Annotated in this window: 17 protein-coding genes; 10 read left to right on the top strand and 7 right to left on the bottom strand. The window is 60.7% G+C overall.

What is annotated here, in order from left to right; all coding sequences use genetic code 11:
- Positions 1–15: 15 nt before the first annotated feature.
- The 5 genes from MA884_RS04710 to MA884_RS04690 all read right to left on the bottom strand — a co-directional run bounded on the left by MA884_RS04710 (position 16) and on the right by MA884_RS04690 (position 5,198).
- Positions 16–615: a serine acetyltransferase gene (locus MA884_RS04710; RefSeq protein WP_256229282.1), complete on the bottom strand. Its 600-nt coding sequence runs from the start codon at positions 613–615 to the stop codon at positions 16–18.
- Positions 605–1,822 carry an O-antigen ligase gene (locus MA884_RS04705; RefSeq protein WP_256229281.1) on the bottom strand — a complete coding sequence of 406 codons (1,218 nt, stop codon included), beginning with the start codon at positions 1,820–1,822 and terminating at the stop codon, positions 605–607. The genes MA884_RS04710 and MA884_RS04705 overlap by 11 nt, the downstream gene beginning before the upstream one ends.
- Before the next feature lie 96 nt (positions 1,823–1,918).
- Positions 1,919–2,782 (bottom strand): archaetidylserine decarboxylase, encoded by an 864-nt coding sequence (gene asd / locus MA884_RS04700; RefSeq protein WP_256229279.1) that lies wholly within the window; start codon positions 2,780–2,782, stop codon positions 1,919–1,921.
- A 19-nt stretch (positions 2,783–2,801) separates the two neighbouring features.
- On the bottom strand, positions 2,802–3,617 hold the full coding sequence (gene rhdA / locus MA884_RS04695; protein WP_256229278.1) for a thiosulfate sulfurtransferase: 816 nt from the start codon (positions 3,615–3,617) through the stop codon (positions 2,802–2,804).
- 42 nt (positions 3,618–3,659) lie between these two features.
- On the bottom strand, positions 3,660–5,198 hold the full coding sequence (locus MA884_RS04690; RefSeq protein WP_256229277.1) for an HDOD domain-containing protein: 1,539 nt from the start codon (positions 5,196–5,198) through the stop codon (positions 3,660–3,662).
- Between the two features lie 166 nt (positions 5,199–5,364).
- Between MA884_RS04690 and motA the strand changes: the two genes are divergently transcribed.
- Both motA and motB read left to right on the top strand, forming a co-directional pair.
- On the top strand, positions 5,365–6,216 hold the full coding sequence (motA, locus tag MA884_RS04685) for a flagellar motor stator protein MotA (RefSeq protein WP_256229276.1): 852 nt from the start codon (positions 5,365–5,367) through the stop codon (positions 6,214–6,216).
- Between the two features lie 3 nt (positions 6,217–6,219).
- Positions 6,220–7,257 carry a flagellar motor protein MotB gene (motB, locus tag MA884_RS04680; protein ID WP_256229275.1) on the top strand — a complete coding sequence of 346 codons (1,038 nt, stop codon included), beginning with the start codon at positions 6,220–6,222 and terminating at the stop codon, positions 7,255–7,257.
- Between the two features lie 173 nt (positions 7,258–7,430).
- On the opposite strand, the gene rsgA is transcribed toward motB, so the two are convergent.
- Positions 7,431–8,462, bottom strand: coding sequence for a small ribosomal subunit biogenesis GTPase RsgA (gene rsgA / locus MA884_RS04675; RefSeq protein ID WP_092395734.1), 1,032 nt, complete (start codon positions 8,460–8,462; stop codon positions 7,431–7,433).
- 251 nt (positions 8,463–8,713) lie between these two features.
- On the opposite strand from rsgA, the gene orn reads away from it, so the two are divergent.
- Positions 8,714–9,256 carry an oligoribonuclease gene (orn, locus tag MA884_RS04670; RefSeq protein ID WP_024780809.1) on the top strand — a complete coding sequence of 181 codons (543 nt, stop codon included), beginning with the start codon at positions 8,714–8,716 and terminating at the stop codon, positions 9,254–9,256.
- A gap of 235 nt (positions 9,257–9,491) precedes the next feature.
- Positions 9,492–10,106 (top strand): trimeric intracellular cation channel family protein, encoded by a 615-nt coding sequence (locus MA884_RS04665; protein WP_186656755.1) that lies wholly within the window; start codon positions 9,492–9,494, stop codon positions 10,104–10,106.
- Here the strand turns inward: MA884_RS04665 and queG are convergent.
- Complete coding sequence (gene queG, locus MA884_RS04660) at positions 10,088–11,167, bottom strand: tRNA epoxyqueuosine(34) reductase QueG (protein ID WP_256229273.1); 1,080 nt, start codon at positions 11,165–11,167, stop codon at positions 10,088–10,090. The two genes, MA884_RS04665 and queG, sit on opposite strands and share 19 nt — an antisense overlap.
- Positions 11,168–11,230: 63 nt before the next feature.
- Between queG and MA884_RS04655 the strand changes: the two genes are divergently transcribed.
- The 6 genes from MA884_RS04655 to hfq all read left to right on the top strand — a co-directional run bounded on the left by MA884_RS04655 (position 11,231) and on the right by hfq (position 17,851).
- The gene (locus tag MA884_RS04655; RefSeq protein WP_256229271.1) at positions 11,231–12,730 is read left to right on the top strand and encodes an NAD(P)H-hydrate dehydratase; all 1,500 of its coding nucleotides are present in this window, start codon (positions 11,231–11,233) and stop codon (positions 12,728–12,730) included.
- The gene (gene tsaE / locus MA884_RS04650) at positions 12,718–13,188 is read left to right on the top strand and encodes a tRNA (adenosine(37)-N6)-threonylcarbamoyltransferase complex ATPase subunit type 1 TsaE (RefSeq protein WP_256229270.1); all 471 of its coding nucleotides are present in this window, start codon (positions 12,718–12,720) and stop codon (positions 13,186–13,188) included. The genes MA884_RS04655 and tsaE overlap by 13 nt, the downstream gene beginning before the upstream one ends.
- Positions 13,188–14,618, top strand: a complete 1,431-nt coding sequence (locus MA884_RS04645; protein WP_305518417.1) for an N-acetylmuramoyl-L-alanine amidase — start codon at positions 13,188–13,190, stop codon at positions 14,616–14,618. Before tsaE ends, MA884_RS04645 begins: the two co-directional genes overlap by 1 nt.
- Positions 14,615–16,528, top strand: coding sequence for a DNA mismatch repair endonuclease MutL (gene mutL / locus MA884_RS04640; protein WP_256229268.1), 1,914 nt, complete (start codon positions 14,615–14,617; stop codon positions 16,526–16,528). The genes MA884_RS04645 and mutL overlap by 4 nt, the downstream gene beginning before the upstream one ends.
- A complete protein-coding gene (gene miaA / locus MA884_RS04635) occupies positions 16,528–17,499 on the top strand; it encodes a tRNA (adenosine(37)-N6)-dimethylallyltransferase MiaA (RefSeq protein WP_256229267.1) in 972 nt (323 codons plus the stop codon). The genes mutL and miaA overlap by 1 nt, the downstream gene beginning before the upstream one ends.
- A 91-nt stretch (positions 17,500–17,590) precedes the next feature.
- Entirely contained in the window at positions 17,591–17,851 is a 261-nt protein-coding gene (gene hfq, locus MA884_RS04630) for an RNA chaperone Hfq (protein WP_214913595.1), read from the top strand.
- Positions 17,852–17,856: the final 5 nt, after the last annotated feature.

Raw genomic sequence — 17,856 nt, 5'->3', positions numbered from 1 at the left:
GAAGGGCGGTAGCGCCTATTCCTCCCGCTTTTTCGTCCGTTTTTGCAGGCGGCCCATTGATTGAGGATCGTATCGCTTTATTTCGCCTACGCTCCTGGTGATGTACATGTGGTCGGACGGGACGCTCTTGTTGACGAAAGCACCGGCGCCAATAATGACATTGTCGCCCAGCACCAGATCGTCAGAAATAATGCAGGCGTGTGCGTGTACCCTCACTCCGTCACCAATGCGCAAGGTTGCGGATTCGCTTTGTCCCTTGATACCAAGTGTGCAGTTTTGCCAGATCCTGAAGTCTTTCCCGATAACGGCATGGGACGTAATGACTATTCCGTTCGGATGTGCAATCCAAAGTCCTTCCCCGATACTGGCCCCCAGCATGATCTCGACATTGAATTGGCGGCTTATTCGTTCGTTGAGCAGTTTGCCACGTCGTTTCCAGAATTTACTGTCTTGCTGATGCATGGCATAGCCGAGGCGAAACCAGAATAAATAACGGTATCTATTGATCCTCTGGCACTTCTGGAAAAGCCGCCTCCATCTGAACGGTTTATCCAGGCCGCCCAGAATTTCGATGTGCCAGTAGCGCTTGGCTGACCGAAAAATATCAATGAGCATGAGCCGTCTCTTTGTGCGGGACATTAGGAAGGGTCGTTTGGGAGAGAACTATTCCGATAGGCAACCAGAAGACAATCCAATAAACACCCGGTCTGTTGAATACGGTGTGATAGTCAAACAGGGCGGCGGTAATACCAAATAAGAGTAGAGGCAGACCAATCGAGCCCATGGGAAGCTTCCAGGCGCTCTTGTCCAGAGAGTATTTGAAGGCGTAAAAAATGGTTAGAAGCATCAGCGCAGCACCTATGACCCCAAATTCATAAAAAAACTGAAGGAGCAAGTTGTGTGCCTGGTTGAAGCAGGCTGTCCCGGCAATGCAGAAGTCAAAATCACGACCTGCTCCCGCGCCGAATATCCAGAAATCTCCAAAGCGGTTCAGCCAACCGGCCCATATATCGTCCCGCAGGCTGAAGCCACGGCTTTGCTGCTGAACCAGTATGGGCCACAACCATGCCGCCAGAACGAGAAAAACCATACCTGCCAGGTACAGCCATTTCCTTGATCTGGAATTATGATGGAAAAGAATGGTAGTACAGGCGGCCATGCCGTATCCAAGCCAGACAGCCCTGGAGAGGGTGCTAAACAGATACATCGATAAGCCCAGTACGCATACCGAGAATAAAACCCTGGACCACAAACCGAAGGTTTTGGTCAGCAGTAGGTGAAAACCGTAGATACCAAAAAAGCCAAAATATAGAGCGGCAATGATAGGGTTCTTGAAATTTGCGTAATCGCCATACCCCAAGCTGAATAACCGCTTGCCACTGAACAGGATGTTCTGTCCGTGTTGCATCGAGTGGATCAGCAAGCCCGCAATGGCAAAGAGTCCCGCCACTACAAAGGTAAGGGTGAGACATTTTTCAAGTAGCCCCTCCCTGTTCAATATATGAATCGTGCCCAGGTACAGGGCAATATACAACACGGTTTTGAACTGTATGAAAGCGGACGTCGTTGCGTGGGGGTTTAGCAAGGCCATGAGTATAGAAAAGACAAGCAGTAGCAGAACGGGTCGATACCGTTTTTGGATAAGGCTTCTGCGCAGGTCTGTGTCGCCAATACATAAAATCAAAGCAGGCAGGAAAAGACCAAGATTGGATATGGTCGTGTAAGTGCTCCCGTCAACGATGAAAAGTAACCCAGTTAGGTGTGCAGTGAATCCGATCGTTAAAATGAACAATGTGTATCTTAGAACAGCCGAACTCTTCATGCCTGTTTTCCAGGGGTAATAGATAATAGCTTCGTCAGATAATTCGGAGCATTGAACGTCTCGCTCGCGAGATGGCGGCTCCATCCAGTCGAGCCGTCAATCAAGCTGAGGCAATGCCAATCCCTGGCCCATCTGCACAGGCGAACCTGCCACCAGGTCTTCGACCCATTTCACCTGATCCGGGCCGAACAGCACGATGGCGGTCGATCCCAGTTTGAAGCGGCCCAGTTCGGCACCTTTCTCCAGATGGATCGGCGCGCGGGCGGTTTCGTCGTAACGGAAAGTTTTCAGCTCGCGCTTGGGCGGAGTCACCAGCCCGGCCCAGACGGTTTCGATGGAGGCAACGATCATCGCGCCCACCAGCACCACGGCCATGGGGCCGCGCTCGGTGTCGAAAATGCACGCCACGCGCTCGTTACGGGCGAACAGCTCCGGAACGTTTTCGGCGGTGGTCTGGTTCACCGAGAAAATTCGTCCCGGAATGTAGACCATTTCCCGCAGGGTGCCGGCCAGCGGCATGTGCACGCGGTGGTAGTCCTTGGGTGACAGGTAGATGGTGGCGAAATCACCGCCCATGAACGGCGCTGCGTTGGCCGCGTCGCCGCCCAGCAGTTCCAGCACACTGAAGCTGTGGCCCTTGGCCTGGAATACCCGTCCGTGCTCAATCGGGCCGAGTTGGCTGACGGAACCGTCCGCGGGGCTGAGGACCGCACCTGGCGTTTGGTCCAGTGGGCGGGCGCCTTCTTTCAGCGCTCGAGTGAAGAACGCATTGAAATGCTCGTAGGCGGTGAGGTCTTCGACCAGCGCCTGGGACATGTCCACCTGATAACGTTTGGCGAACCACTGGGTGAAGGCATTCTTGAACCAGCGCACGCGGCATTCGGCAATGCAGCCGGCCAGGCGAGACAGCAGGTGGTGAGGGAGCAGGTATTGGCTGAGGATGAACAAACGGTTTTTCATTAACTGTCCTTAGGAACCTTCAGAGCTCGATGGGGGTGTCGGGGTGGTTGCCCCATTCGCCCCAGGAACCGGCATAGCCTTTGACTCGCGGATAACCGAGTGCCTTGGCCACCAGATAGGTGAAGCCAGAGCGGTGGTGGGTCTGGCAGTGGGTGATGATTTCTTTGTCAGGCGTGATGCCCAACTGTTCGAGGATCTGCGGCATGTCGTTGCGGATGCGCAGGTTGCGCGCCTGATCCATGCCGGCGGTCCATTCGAAGTTGATCGCGCCGGGAATATGCCCGCCTCGGGCCGCTACGACTTTCTCGCCGGAATATTCCAGCGGTCCGCGTGCGTCCCAGATCGCCAGGTCAGCGGCACCGAGGCGGCTTTGCAGGTATTCGCGGGTGGCGGTGGGTTCATCATGCAGGGTCAGGCTCACCGGGCCTGCGCCGGGCGCCGGCACTTCAGTGGAGACCGGCAGGCCCTCGTCCAGCCACGACAGCAAGCCGCCGTCGAGGTAGTGGTAGTTCGAATGGCCGATCACATCCAGCAGCCAGATAAAACGTCCGGCCCAGCCACCACCTTCATCGTCATAGACCACGTAGACCGCATCCGGGTTATGCCCGAGTTCACCGAACAGTGCCTCAAGATCGGCTTTTGCCGGCAACAGGCCCGGCGCCGGGGGCTGGCCCAGTTGGGTGCGCTTGGGGTCGACAAAACGTGCGCCAGGGATGTGCCCGGTGCTATAGCGGGCTGCGCTGGTCAGGTCCACCAGAATCAGTTCGCGGGCGTCGAGGCGCGAGAGCAGGTCGCTCGGCTCGATCACCAGCGGCAAGCCAGAGAAGTCAGGCATGTGAGGTCTCCAGAGGCGCAAAGGGAAAGGATTGTATCAAGATCAGCGACCGCGGTTGGTAAAGCTGTGCAAGGCGCGTTCGATACACTGCACGGTTTTGCCGAAGGCCTGCACCGTCACGTCCGAGAACGGCCCGCCGCCCTGGTCCACCGCCACCAGCATGATCACCCGGCCGTTGCAGGTCAGTGAGCGAAGCAGCAGGTGTTCGCCGCGGAACAGGCTGCGCAGGCCCGGCGGCAGCAATGCCGAAAACTGGGCGTTGTTGTCCGGGTTCAGGCGCACCTGGGCCTGTTGGGCCTGCAACCGTTGCAACACCTTGCTTTGGCTGATGGAAAAACTCATGGCCGCCGCTTCTTTGGGCAGGCCGGCGATCTGATGCACGCGCAGGCTGGTCTGGCTGCGGTCGGCCATCAGAATCATCACCCTGCGCATGCCGCATGCCACCAGTGCATCCCGGGCCAATGTGGTCAGGTGCATGGCGTTGCTGAACGGGCTCGGTTCTACCAGCAGTTCGGCGCATTGCTTGCGCCACTGGGTCAGGTCTTCGGCGCTGGGCGGGGCAGCTGGCAGCAGCCCCGGGTGGACGCGCCGGCTGCCCCGGGGCCAGATCAACGCCACGGCCGGATGCCAGAGGCCTGACAGGGTGTTATGACGGGCGCTGTTGACGGCTTGCTGGTGCAATTGCTGCTGGACGTCATCCATGGACATTTGCAGATACAAACTAGTGAGATATTGCCAGCGGGTACTGTGAGGGCCATCCCACGCCTGTTGTGCTGAAAGTGCCAGGCCATTGGCCAGCAACACAGTGTTGGCCGGCTGATTGAGCCAGCGCCGCAGGGTCGGGTCATCGTCCAGGCGATTCTGCTGGCGCAGTGGGTGTTCGCTATCGCGGGCTATACGCAGTACTTGCACCAGTTCGCGACGTTCGTTGAGCAGCAGGCGATAGCCCTGCGCCACCCAGACCGGCAGGCGCCAGGCCTCCACCAGTGCCAGGCAGATTTTCAGCAGGCCGACGCCGAACAGTTCGCGCTCCACCTTGCTCGCTGACTGGCCTTTGTGGACAACCCGCAACTCCCACTCCCCCAGCAATCCTGGATGAGTCAGGGCCAGCGGCCAGAGCGGGGACAGAAACAACAGGCTGCCCCAGTGGATGTCTTGCCACAGCCGCGCCAGGCGGCTGGCAAAAAAACCATTGGCCTGTTGCGTTGCGTGCTGGCTGATCAGTTGCAGCTGGCGCAGGGCGACAGGTATTTGCTGCTCTGGCAACGAGGGTAGGCGCGCGAGCAACTCTTCGGTGCGCTTGAGGCCGAGGCGGTTGATGGCCACTTCGAGGTTTTCTGCCGGTTCCGCGAAGTTGCCATGGGTGTGATGGTTGGCTTCACGGATGACGCTTAGCGCCAGGGCGGGGCTGTCCTGGATCAGCTCGGCGATGTCACGCAGGGACCGGCGGCTGTCGGCAATGGCTTTGCAGACCAGGTCATGACTGGCCTGGGGCACCGGCAGATGGACGCCCTCGAGCAGCTTTACCCAGCCTTCGAGCGTGGTCGGTCGTGGAGTTGGAACCTTCGTTTCGTTAGCCATGGCTGGACGCGATCATCATAGGAAGTATCTACGCCCGGAACGGGGCAAATTGGCTTTTCGCCTGAACTGGCTATAGTCTGGCGCAGTTTTGCCGATAAGTAGAAGAAGAGATTTTTCAGCTTCCGAATATGACCTTGAACCCGACTTAAATAAGTACTTTCTATCTATGGCTAAAATTATCGGCATCATTGTCGTGTTCGCGAGCGTTCTGGGCGGATACGTGCTTTCCCATGGCAAGATTGCCGCCCTGGTCCAGCCCTTTGAGGTGCTGATCATCGGCGGTGCGGCCCTTGGCGCATTTTTGCAGGCCAACCCCGGCTACATGACGCTGCACGTGCTCAAGAAATCCTTGAGCATGTTCGGCTCGCGTTTCAGCCACACCTTCTACCTTGAGGTGCTGGGGCTGATCTACGAGATCCTCAACAAGAGCCGCCGCGAAGGCATGATGGCGATCGAAGGGGATATCGAAGACGCGGCGTCCAGCCCGATCTTCGCCAAGTACCCCTCCGTGCTCAAGGACGATCGCATGACGGCGTTCGTCTGTGACTACCTGCGCATCATGTCGTCCGGCAACATGGCTCCCCATGAGCTCGAAGGCCTGTTCGACATGGAACTGTACAGCCTCAAGGAAGACCTGGAGCACCCGTCTCACGCCGTCAACGGTATCGCCGACGCCATGCCCGGTTTCGGTATCGTCGCGGCGGTATTGGGGATTGTCGTCACCATGGCTTCCCTGGGGGAAGGCGACCAGGCATCCATCGGCTTGCACGTCGGTGCGGCACTGGTAGGTACGTTCTTCGGTATTCTCGCCGCGTACGGTTTCTTCGGCCCGCTGGCCCATTCCCTGGCCCATGACGCCAAAGAAGAACTCAACGTCTACGAAGCCATCAAGGCCTCGCTCGTGGCCTCGGCGTCGGGCATGCCGCCATCGCTTGCTGTGGAGTTCGGTCGCAAGGTCCTGTACCCGGCGCACCGTCCAAGCTTCGCCGAGTTAGAACAAGCGGTTCGCGGTCGTTAAGTCATGGAGAATAACCAGCCGATCATTATCAAGCGCGTCAGGCGCTTAGCTGCCGGGCATCACGGAGGCTCCTGGAAAATCGCCTTCGCCGACTTCGCGACGGCGATGATGGCGTTCTTCCTGGTGCTGTGGCTGCTATCCACCGCCACCCCGGAGCAGAAAATCGCCATTGCCGGTTACTTCAAGGATCCGGTGGGTTTTTCCGAAAGCGGCACGCCCTACATTATCGACCTCGGCGGTTCGCCGACCCTTGCGCCGGAAAATACCCTCAACCCTGAAGTCGAGTCCCAGCCCCAGCCCGACCAGATCAAGGTGGACGCCGATCAGGCCGAAGGCATGGCCGAGGAGGTCGAGCGCGAGCGTCTGGAGTTGTTGCTGCAAGAGTTGCAGAACAAAGTCGAAGAGAACCCTGAACTACAGAAGTTCAAGGACCAGATCCTGTTCGAAATCACCCCCAACGGCTTGCGTATCCAGATCATGGACGCCGAGAACCGTCCGATGTTCGACTCTGGCAGCGCGCGCCTGAAACCTTACTTCGAAGATATTCTGCTGGCCATGGCCGACACCATCAAAGCGGTGCCGAACAAGATCAGCATCAGTGGTCATACCGATGCCAAGCCCTTCATCGGCAAGGGCGATTTCGGTAACTGGGAGCTTTCCGCCAATCGCGCCAACGCGGCGCGTCGGGCCCTGGTGGCCGGCAGTTATCCGGACGAGCAGGTGGCGCGGGTGGTCGGTTATGCCTCCTCGGCACTGTTCGATCGCAAAGACCCGTTCAACCCGGTCAACCGGCGTATCGATATCGTGGTATTGACCAAAAAGGCCCAGAAAGCCATCGAAGGTTCGCAAACTGATGATCCGGCGCCGGACCCGGCCCAAGGCGATGGCGCGCCAGGTGAAGTGCCGGCAACGCCAGGTGCGGCGGCTGATCCCAACGCATTGCCGGCGGACCAGCAGCCTGTTCCGGCCCATGAGGTGCGCGAGCGTCTGAACCTGTTCGATGATCTCGCGCCGAAACCGGCGGAGCCGCCTGCGCAGTGACCTGACTGGCGAGCGCAAACCTGTGGCGAGGGGATTTATCCCCGTTGGGCTGCGAAGCAGCCCCTCTTTTTTTCATCTGATATTCGGGGTTGAATAAAAAGGGGGGGCGCTTCGCGCCCCAGCGGGGATAAATCCCCTCGCCACAACTGTGTCCGGCTTACCTTTCTTTCAGGTCAGTAACTGCTTTCCGGCAAGCTGGCGATGATCGAGCGGTAGCTGTTCATCCGTTGCTGTTGCACACGACCGTCTTCCAGCGCCTTGAGCAGGGCGCAACCGGGTTCGCGGTCGTGCTTGCAGTCGCGGAAGCGGCAGGTGCCGATCAGGTCGTTGAACTCAATGAACCCCGCCTCCACATCGGCTCGGCTGACATGGCCCAGGCCAAATTCGCGGATGCCCGGCGAGTCGATCAGTTCACCGCCGCCGGGGAAGTGGAACAACCGCGCAGTGGTGGTGGTGTGAGTGCCCTGGCCGGACAGCTCGGACAACGGCCCGACGCGAGTCTCGACTTCCGGCAGCAGGCTGTTGACCAGCGACGACTTGCCGACACCAGACTGGCCGACGAATACGCTGATGCGTCCGTCCAGTTGTTCCTGCAATTTCTCCATGCCGTCGCCGTGGTGAGCCGAAACCTCTAGCACCGGGTAGCCCAATTGCCGATAGACCGAGAGCAAGGCGTTCAGCGCCGGGGCGTTGTGCTCGTCGATCAGGTCGAATTTGTTGAGCAGCAACAATGGGCGGATCCCGGCGTGTTCGGCTGCCACCAGATAACGGTCGATCAGGTTGGCGTGGGGCTCGGGCAGCGGGGCGAAGACGATGACGATCATGTCGACGTTGGCCGCTACCGGCTTGAGCTGGCCTCGGCTGTCCGGGCGGCACAGCTCGGTGTGGCGCGGCAGTTGTGCCACGATCACGCCGATGCCTTGGTTGCCGGCACGCCAGACCACTTGGTCGCCGGTGACCAGGGCCGGCAGGTTGGCTCGCAGATGGCAGCGGAATACCTGGCCGGCCAATTCGCCTTCACGGGCCTCGACCTCGACCTGTACACCGAAGTGCGCGATCACCAGGCCTGTCTGTTCAGGGCCCAGGTCGCCGCCCTCCAGCGCTTGCACCGCGCTGGATTCGCGTTTGGCGGCGCGGGCGGCGCGCTCGCCCTGGATCTTTTCGATGCGCCAGTTTTGACGACGATTGAGTTGGCGTTTGGCCATGGGTGTTCCGTATGAAGAATGCAGCGATTAGGTAAAACGGCGGCGAGTTTAGCACGCCCAAGGGCCCGCCTCGGGTTTGAACGAAAAGTCGCCGAGCGGCGATCAGGCAAGGCGAAAACAGGCGAGGAAGCGGAGTTGACTGGTTGCCAATGAGCATTCCGAGTCTGTTTTCAACGCAGCATGATCGTCGCGCAGGCACTTTTCGTTCAAAGCCTAAGCTAAACTGCGCAGCTACGCCGAGGAGCTCCCCCATGCAAAACCCGCAGAACCTGATCTGGATCGACCTGGAAATGACCGGTCTGAACCCGGACACCGACGTCATCATCGAAATGGCCACCATCGTCACCGACAGTGACCTCAACACCCTGGCCGAAGGCCCAGTGATCGCGATCCATCACAGCGACGAAATCCTGGCCGGCATGGACGAATGGAACACCCGCCAGCACGGCGGCTCCGGGCTGACCCAGCGGGTGCGCGAGAGCAAAATCAGCATGGCTGAGGCCGAAGCCCAGACCATCGCCTTCCTGGAGCAGTGGGTGCCAAAGGGCAAGTCACCGATCTGCGGCAACAGCATCTGCCAGGATCGGCGCTTCCTCTATACCCACATGAAATCCCTGGAAAGCTACTTCCACTACCGCAACCTGGACGTCTCCACCCTCAAGGAACTGGCCGCCCGCTGGGCTCCAGAGGTGCGTGACAGCTTCCAGAAGGGTGGTAGCCACCTGGCCCTGGACGACATCCGCGAGTCCATCGCCGAGTTGCAGCATTACCGCAAGCATTTCATCAAGTTCTGATTGAAGCGCACGGCGCTCTTGTGGCGAGCGGGGAGTGGGGGCAAAGCTTGTGGGAGCAAAGCTTGCTCGCGAAACAGGCGACTCGGTTTCTGTAGGGCCGTACCGCCATCATCGCGGGCAAGCCTTGCTCCCACAAATCTCCTCGCCACTGGGATTGTGTTGGACATGTCGGAGCTGCCCTCTTTTGGTGCCTGCCCGAAATGGCTAGACTGCGCGCCTTCCTGCAAGGACCGCCATCATGTTGCTGATGCTTTATCTGATCGCCATCACTGCTGAAGCGATGACCGGTGCCTTGTCTGCCGGGCGTCGTGGCATGGACTGGTTCGGCGTGGTGCTGATCGCCTGCGTCACCGCGTTGGGGGGTGGCTCAGTGCGCGATGTGCTGCTCGGTCATTACCCGCTCACCTGGGTCAAGCACCCGGAATACCTGGTGCTGACCACCGCAGCGGCGATGCTGACGGTGATCCTGGCGCGCTGGATGCGCCATTTGCGCTCGTTGTTCCTGGTGCTCGACGCCGTGGGTCTGGTGGCGTTCACCTTGATCGGCTGCATGACCGCCCTGGAAATGGGCCACGGCATGCTCGTGGCTTCGGTCAGTGGAGTGATTACGGGGGTTTTCGGTGGCATCTTGCGGGACATTTTCTGCAACGACATCCCGCTGATCTTCCGCCGCGAGCTCTACGCCAGCGTCTCGTTTGCCGCGGCGTGGTGCTACATGCTGTGTGTCTATCTGCAGTTGCCGAGTGAACAGGCAATCCTTATCACTCTGTTCGGCGGTTTCCTGTTGCGGCTCCTGGCGATCCGCTTTCATTGGGAAATGCCGAAGTTCGTCTACAACGACGAGGTCTGACGCTCGGCGTGTTGGCGCAACGCCCACTCGACATGCTCGCGCACCAGTTCCGATGGGTAATCGCGCCGCGCTTCAAGCGCTTGCAAGACCGGGATGGTTGACGGCGCATTCCCCAACCCCACCGCCAGGTTGCGCAGCCAGCTTTCGTACCCGGCGCGGCGCAGGGGCGATCCTTCGGTACTGCTGAGAAATTTTTCCTCGTCCCACATGAACAGCTCGGCCAACCCTGCATTGTCCAGGTTGTGTCGCGGTTTGAAGTCGCTTTCTCCGGACGGCCGGGCGAAGCGGTTCCACGGGCAGACGATCTGGCAGTCATCGCAACCGAACACCCGATTGCCGATCAACGGCCGCAGTTCTTCGGGGATGGCGCTTTTGAGTTCGATGGTGAGGTAGGAAATGCAGCGTCGGGCATCCAGGACGTAGGGGCCGACGAAGGCATTCGTAGGGCAGATGTCCAGGCACGCCGTGCATTTTCCGCAGTGTTCGCTGGCGTGGGGCGGGTCCGCCGGTAGCGGCAGGTCGACGAACAGCTCGCTCAGGAAGAAATAGCTACCGGCCTTGCGGTTCAATACCAGGGTGTTTTTACCGATCCAGCCCAGTCCGGCCTGTTCGGCGATGGCTTTTTCCAGCACCGGCGCGCTGTCGACGAAGGCGCGATAGCCGAAGGGGCCGATGGCCGCCTGGATTTTTTCTGCCAGTTGTTGCACGCGTTTACGGATCAATTTGTGGTAATCGCGGCCCAACGCATAACGCGAGATGTAGGCTTTTTCCGGTTGGGCGAGCCTCTGCGCCATTTGCGTGTCACCCGGGAGGTAGTCCATGCGCAGGGAAACCACGCGCAATGTGCCCGGCACCAGTTCCTCGGGGTGCGAGCGTTTGCTGCCGTGGGCGCCCATGTATTGCATTTCGCCATGGTAGCCGGCGTCGAGCCAGCGTTGCAGGTGGTGCTCATGCTCGGCCAGGTCCAGGCCGCTGATGCCGACCTGCTGGAAACCCAGCTCGCGGCCCCAATCCTTGATGGATTGGGCGAGGGCGGGGAGATCTATGGGAATGACAGGCATGAGGCGAGAGAAACCGGAGCTGAGATGCGTATAATTCTGCCAGACATCGGAGCCTGAAGACGCATGCCGCACACTAAAGATGATTTTCCCGACGCGCTGTACAGTGCCGCACAGGTCCGGGACCTCGACGCCCGGCTGATCGCGGCTGGCACTACCGGCTTCGAGTTGATGCAGCGTGCGGCCCGCGCCACCTGGCGGGCCATTGTCCGGCGCTGGCCGGACGCCAGGGAGCTGACCGTGCTGGCCGGGCATGGCAACAACGCCGGCGATGGTTATCTGGTGGCGACCCTGGCCCGACGCGCCGGTTGGTCAGTGCGGGTGCTGACGGTGGGCGAGCCCCGGCGTTTGCAGGGGGATGCCGCTAATGCCCACGCCGAGGCGGTGGCGGTGGGTGTGCCGGTGGAACCATGGTCGGACGAGTCCGACTTGCGCGGCGTGCTGCTTGATGCCTTGCTCGGCACCGGACTGAGTGGCGAAGTACGCGAGCCTTATGTCCGGGCAATCGACACCATCAATGTCAGTGGCCTGCCAGTGGCTGCGGTGGATATCCCTTCGGGGCTGTGTGCCAACACGGGGCGGGTGTTGGGTACGGCAGTGGCGGCAGACCTGACGGTGACGTTCATCGGCCTGAAACTGGGCCTGTTCACCGGCGACGCGGCGGATCGGGTCGGCGAGCTGATGTTCAACGACCTGCATGCCGATCCGGACATCATTGAGTTAGCGCCGGTCACGGCCCGGCTTCTGCTGCCCCATAATCTGCCGTCCCTGACGCCTCGTGCGCGCGCATCCCACAAAGGCAAGTTCGGGCATGTCCTGTTGATCGGCGGCGACCGAGGTTTTGGCGGCGCCATCCAGATGAGCGCCGAAAGTGCCCTGCGTTGCGGCGCGGGGATGGTGTCCATGGCCACTCGCAATGAGCATGTGTCCGCTGCGCTGACGCGTTTACCCGAAGTCATGGTGCAGGGCACCCACTCGGCCAACCAATTGATGGGGTTGATTGAGCAGGCCACGGTGTTGGTGGTTGGTCCGGGCCTGGGCCAGGCTGCGTGGGGGCGTAGCCTATTGTCGGCGGCGGCCAACACATCGCTGCCCCAGGTGTGGGATGCCGATGCGCTGAACCTGCTGAGCAGTGGCGCGGTCAGTTTGCCCGAGCACTGTGTGATCACCCCTCATCCGGGCGAGGCGGCGCGGCTTCTGGGTATCTCCACGGCCCAGGTGCAGGCTGATCGTCCGGCGGCAGCCCACGCCTTGAGCAAAAAATACGCGGCCACGGTGATTCTCAAGGGCGCTGGCAGTCTGATTGCCAGTGCGGACGGTCGCCTGTCGGTTTGCAGTCAGGGCCATCCGGCCATGGCTACGGCAGGCCTCGGGGATGTGCTGGCCGGGGTGGTCGGCGCGTTGCTCGCCCAAGGCATGGAGGGCTTCGATGCCGCCTGCCTGGGAGTGTGGTTGCATGCCAATGCCGGTGTGCAAGCCGGTCAGTCGGGCCGGGGGTTGGCGGCGACCGATCTGATCCCGGCCATTCGTCAGTTGTTGGAGGAGCATTCACCGTGTCTGAAGTAACCCTGTACGTGGCGGACGAACAAGCCATGACGGAATTCGGCGCGCGCATTGCGCGTACCACGGCAGGCCATGGTCTGATTTTTCTGGAGGGCGACCTCGGCGCGGGAAAAACCACCCTGTCCCGCGGCATTATTCGTGGCTTGGGACACATCGGCGCAGTGAAAAGCCCTACGTTCACGTTGGTTGAGCCCTACGAGATCGGCGACATTCGTGCCTTCCATTTCGACCTGTATCGACTGGTGGATCCTGAAGAATTGGAATTCCTCGGTATCCGCGATTACTTCGAAGATGACGCCTTGTGTCTGATCGAATGGCCCCAGCAGGGTGCAGGCTTTTTGCCAAAGCCTGACCTGACCATTACCATTGGCGCGCAGAACGGCGGGCGTTCGTTGATACTGACGCCGCAAGGCTCGCGCGGCGAGTCGTGGTGTGCCGCTTTGGCATTGGAAACTAATTGATGATGGGGTTTGGTATGCGCTTTCGCGCGGTGGTTGCTGTCGTAGGAATGTTGCTTACGGCACTGGCCGTCGATGCTGTGGCTCAGACGAAGGTCAGCAGCGTTCGTCTGTGGCGGGCGCCGGACAACACTCGACTGGTGTTCGACCTGACGGGGCCGGTGCAGCACAGCGTATTCACCCTGACCGCTCCGGATCGCCTGGTGATCGACATCAATGGCGCGTCCCTGGGGGCGCCGCTGACTGCAGCCACTGCCAACACGCCGATCACGGCCATTCGCTCGGCTCAGCGCACGCCGACTGACCTGCGGGTCGTCATCGACCTGAAAAAGGCCGTGACCCCGAAAAGCTTCACCCTGACGCCCAACGCCCAGTACGGCAACCGGCTGGTGGTGGATCTGTTCGACAACCCGGCCGATGCCGCGCCACCGCCTCCACCCCCGACCAAAGTCGCCACAGTGCCGGCGGTGCCGGTCACGCCAACTGAGCCTGCTCTCAAGCTACCGCCGATGCCTTCCGGCAAGCGCGACATCATCGTCGTGATCGATGCCGGTCACGGTGGCGAGGACCCTGGCGCCTCGGGCTCGCGCGGGCAACGTGAAAAAGACGTGGTGCTGTCCATCGCCCGTGAGTTGCAGCGCCAGGTCAACGGCATGAAAGGCTTTCGCGCCGAGTTGACCCGTACCGGCGACTACTTCATCCCGTTGCGTGGCCGTACCGAAATCGCCCGCAAGAAGGGCGCGGACCTGTTCGTTTCGATCCATGCCGACGCCGCCCCTTCAAAAGCCGCGTTCGGGGCTTCGGTGTTTGCCCTGTCCGACCGGGGTGCCACCTCCGAGACCGCCCGTTGGCTGGCTGACAGCGAAAACCGTTCCGACCTGATTGGCGGCGCCGGCAACGTCAGCCTCGATGACAAGGACCGCATGCTTGCCGGCGTGCTGCTCGATCTGTCGATGACGGCCTCGCTGACGTCCAGCCTTAACGTCGGCCAAAAAGTCTTGAGCAACATTGGGCGCGTCACGCCGCTGCACAAGCGGCGCGTCGAACAGGCAGGGTTCATGGTGCTCAAGTCGCCGGATATCCCATCGATCCTGGTGGAAACCGGGTTCATCTCCAATGCCAACGAAGCCTCGAAGCTGACATCCTCCAGTCATCAACAGGCCCTGGCCCGGTCCATCAGCAGCGGCGTGCGCCAGTTCTTCCAGCAGAACCCGCCACCGGGCACCTACATCGCCTGGCTGCGAGACTCCGGCAAGATCGCCCAGGGGCCACGGGACCATCGGGTCAATCCTGGCGAAACCCTGGCAATGATCGCGGTGCGCTATCAGGTGTCGCCCGCGTCCCTGCGCAGTGCCAATCATCTTAAGAGCGACGACCTCAAGATCGGCCAGACCCTGACCATTCCCGGCAACGAAGTGGTGGTCAAGCAATGAGCGATGAACTGACCGGCAGCAACGCCCGCATCGAACTGCTCAGCCCCCGGCTGGCGAACCAGATCGCCGCCGGTGAGGTGGTCGAGCGTCCGGCGTCGGTCATCAAGGAGTTGCTGGAGAACAGTCTCGACTCCGGGGCCAAACGCATCGATGTGGATATCGAGCAGGGCGGCGTCAAGCTGCTGCGAGTGCGCGATGACGGTGGCGGCATCCCTGCCGACGACCTGCCATTGGCCCTGGCGCGCCACGCCACCAGCAAGATCCGCGACCTGGAAGACCTCGAGCGGGTCATGAGCCTGGGGTTCCGTGGCGAGGCACTGGCCTCCATCAGTTCGGTGTCGCGCCTGACACTCACCTCCCGTACCCGTGAAGCCGACCAGGCCTGGCAGGTCGAAACCGAAGGCCGGGACATGGCGTCCCGCGTCCAGCCTGCGGCCCATCCGGTGGGCACCTCGGTGGAAGTGCGCGACCTGTTCTTCAATACCCCGGCCCGACGCAAGTTTCTCAAGGCCGAGAAGACTGAATTCGATCATTTGCAGGAAGTCATCAAGCGCCTGGCCCTGGCGCGTTTTGACGTGGCGTTCCATTTGCGCCACAACGGCAAGACCATCCTCAGCCTGCACGAGGCCCATGATGATGCGGCCCGGGCGCGACGCGTCGGCGCGGTGTGCGGTGCCGGGTTCCTGGAACAGGCTCTGCCCATCGAAGTGGAGCGCAATGGCCTGCACCTCTGGGGTTGGGTCGGGCTGCCGACTTTTTCTCGCAGTCAGGCGGACCTGCAGTACTTCTACGTAAACGGGCGGGCGGTGCGCGACAAACTGGTGGCCCACGCGGTGCGCCAGGCCTATCGCGACGTATTGTTCAACGGCCGGCATCCGACCTTCGTGCTGTTTTTCGAAGTCGACCCCGCGGTGGTGGACGTCAACGTGCACCCGACCAAGCATGAAGTGCGCTTTCGTGACGGGCGCATGGTGCACGATTTCCTCTATGGCACCTTGCACCGCGCCTTGGGCGATGTGCGTCCCGAGGATCAACTGGCGGCACCGGCGGCAGTGGCCGGCATGGTCCGGCCAACGGGGCTGGAGGCGGGCGAATTCGGACCCCAGGGCGAAATGCGCCTGGCCGCCAATGCACTGTTGGAGCAACCCCAGCCCCAACCGTCCTACAATGCCGCAGGGACCGGCGCGGGCAGCGGCTATCAGTACCAATACACCCCGCGTGCGCAATCGAATGTTCCGGCGGCCGAAGCCCAGGCGGCTTATCGTGAGTTTTTCAAACCCTTGCCCGAAACCGGTGCGGCGGCTTTGCCGGACGGCCAAGGGGATATCCCGCCGCTGGGTTACGCCCTGGCGCAGCTCAAAGGTATTTATATCCTCTCGGAAAATGCCCAGGGCCTGGTCCTGGTGGACATGCACGCCGCCCATGAGCGGATCATGTACGAACGGCTGAAGATCGCCATGGCCAGCGAAGGCCTCAGCGGGCAACCGCTATTGGTGCCCGAGTCCCTGGCGGTCAGCCAGCGTGAGGCCGACTGCGCCGAAGAACACGTATCCTGGTTCCAGCGCCTGGGTTTTGAGCTGCAGCGCCTGGGCCCGGAAACCCTGGCAATCCGGCAAATCCCGGCCCTGTTGAAGCAGGCCGAGGCCAATCGACTGGTCAGCGACGTGCTGGCGGACCTGATGGAGTACGGCACCAGCGACCGGATCCAGGCGCACCTGAACGAATTGCTCGGCACCATGGCCTGCCACGGCGCAATCCGCGCCAACCGGCGCCTGGCCTTGCCGGAAATGAACGGCCTGCTGCGCGACATGGAAAACACCGAGCGCAGCGGCCAATGCAACCATGGCCGGCCGACCTGGACCCAATTGGGCCTGGACGACCTGGACAAACTGTTCCTGCGCGGTCGTTGATGAGCCAGTTACCACCTGCGATCTTTCTGATGGGGCCAACCGCCGCCGGCAAGACCGACCTGGCCATTGAATTGAGCAAGGTGCTGCCCTGCGAGCTGATCAGCGTCGATTCGGCCCTGGTCTACCGGAGCATGGACATTGGCACCGCAAAACCGTCAAAAGAGCTGCTGGCCGAGTTCCCGCACCGACTGATCGACATCCTGGACCCGGCCGAGGCTTACTCGGCGGCGGACTTTCGTCGTGATGCCCTTCAGGCCATGGCCGAAATCACCGCCAGGGGCAAGATTCCGCTGCTGGTGGGCGGCACGATGCTGTATTACAAGGCCCTGGTCGAGGGGCTGGCAGACATGCCGGCAGCCGACCCCAGCGTGCGCGCGCAGATCGAAGAAGAGGCTGCGCGCCTTGGCTGGCAAGCTTTGCACCAACAATTGGCGGTCATCGACCCGGAGTCGGCAGCGCGTATTCACCCCAACGACCCGCAGCGGCTCAGTCGGGCGCTGGAGGTTTATCGGGTCAGCGGTCAGAGCATGACCGCTCTGAGACAGCGACAATCTGCGCAAAGTACTGAAGCAGCCGCTTCGGGAATGCAACAATTGCCCTATACTGTCGCCAATCTGGCCATCGCTCCGGCGAACCGGCAAGTGCTGCATCGGCGAATTGAACAAAGATTCACATTAATGTTGGAACAGGGATTCATAGACGAGGTCGTAGCCCTGCGTGAGCGAAGTGACCTGCATGCCGGGTTGCCGTCTATACGTGCGGTGGGTTATCGACAAGTCTGGGACTATCTGGACGGCAAGCTGACGTCAGCCGAGATGCAGGAGCGTGGAATCATTGCCACGCGCCAATTGGCGAAACGCCAGTTCACCTGGCTGCGCAGCTGGACTGACTTGCACTGGCTTGACAGTCTCGATTGCGACAATCTGCCACGCGCCTTGAAATACCTTGGGACCATCTCCATATTGAGCTGAGTCCTTGCAATTGCCGTCTATCCTTGGGGGTGTGACGGCCCAAGCCATCTGATTCCGATTTTAATTATTGATCCTTAAAGGAGTGCGGCACATGTCAAAAGGGCATTCGCTACAAGACCCTTACTTGAACACTTTACGTAAAGAGAAAGTTGGGGTGTCCATCTATCTGGTCAACGGGATCAAACTGCAAGGCCAGATCGAGTCTTTCGACCAGTTCGTCATCCTTCTGAAGAACACCGTCAGCCAGATGGTCTACAAGCACGCGATCTCGACAGTAGTGCCCGTCCGAGCGATTCGTCTGCCTAGCGCAACCGAATCCGAAGCGGGTGATGCTGAACCGGGTAACGCTTGATAGGA

Source organism: Pseudomonas sp. Q11, assembly GCF_024494355.1.
In the GTDB taxonomy this organism is placed as follows: domain Bacteria; phylum Pseudomonadota; class Gammaproteobacteria; order Pseudomonadales; family Pseudomonadaceae; genus Aquipseudomonas; species Aquipseudomonas hefeiensis.
Note: the sequence above shows the minus strand (reverse complement) of the source record. Positions and strands in the feature narration are given on the sequence as shown.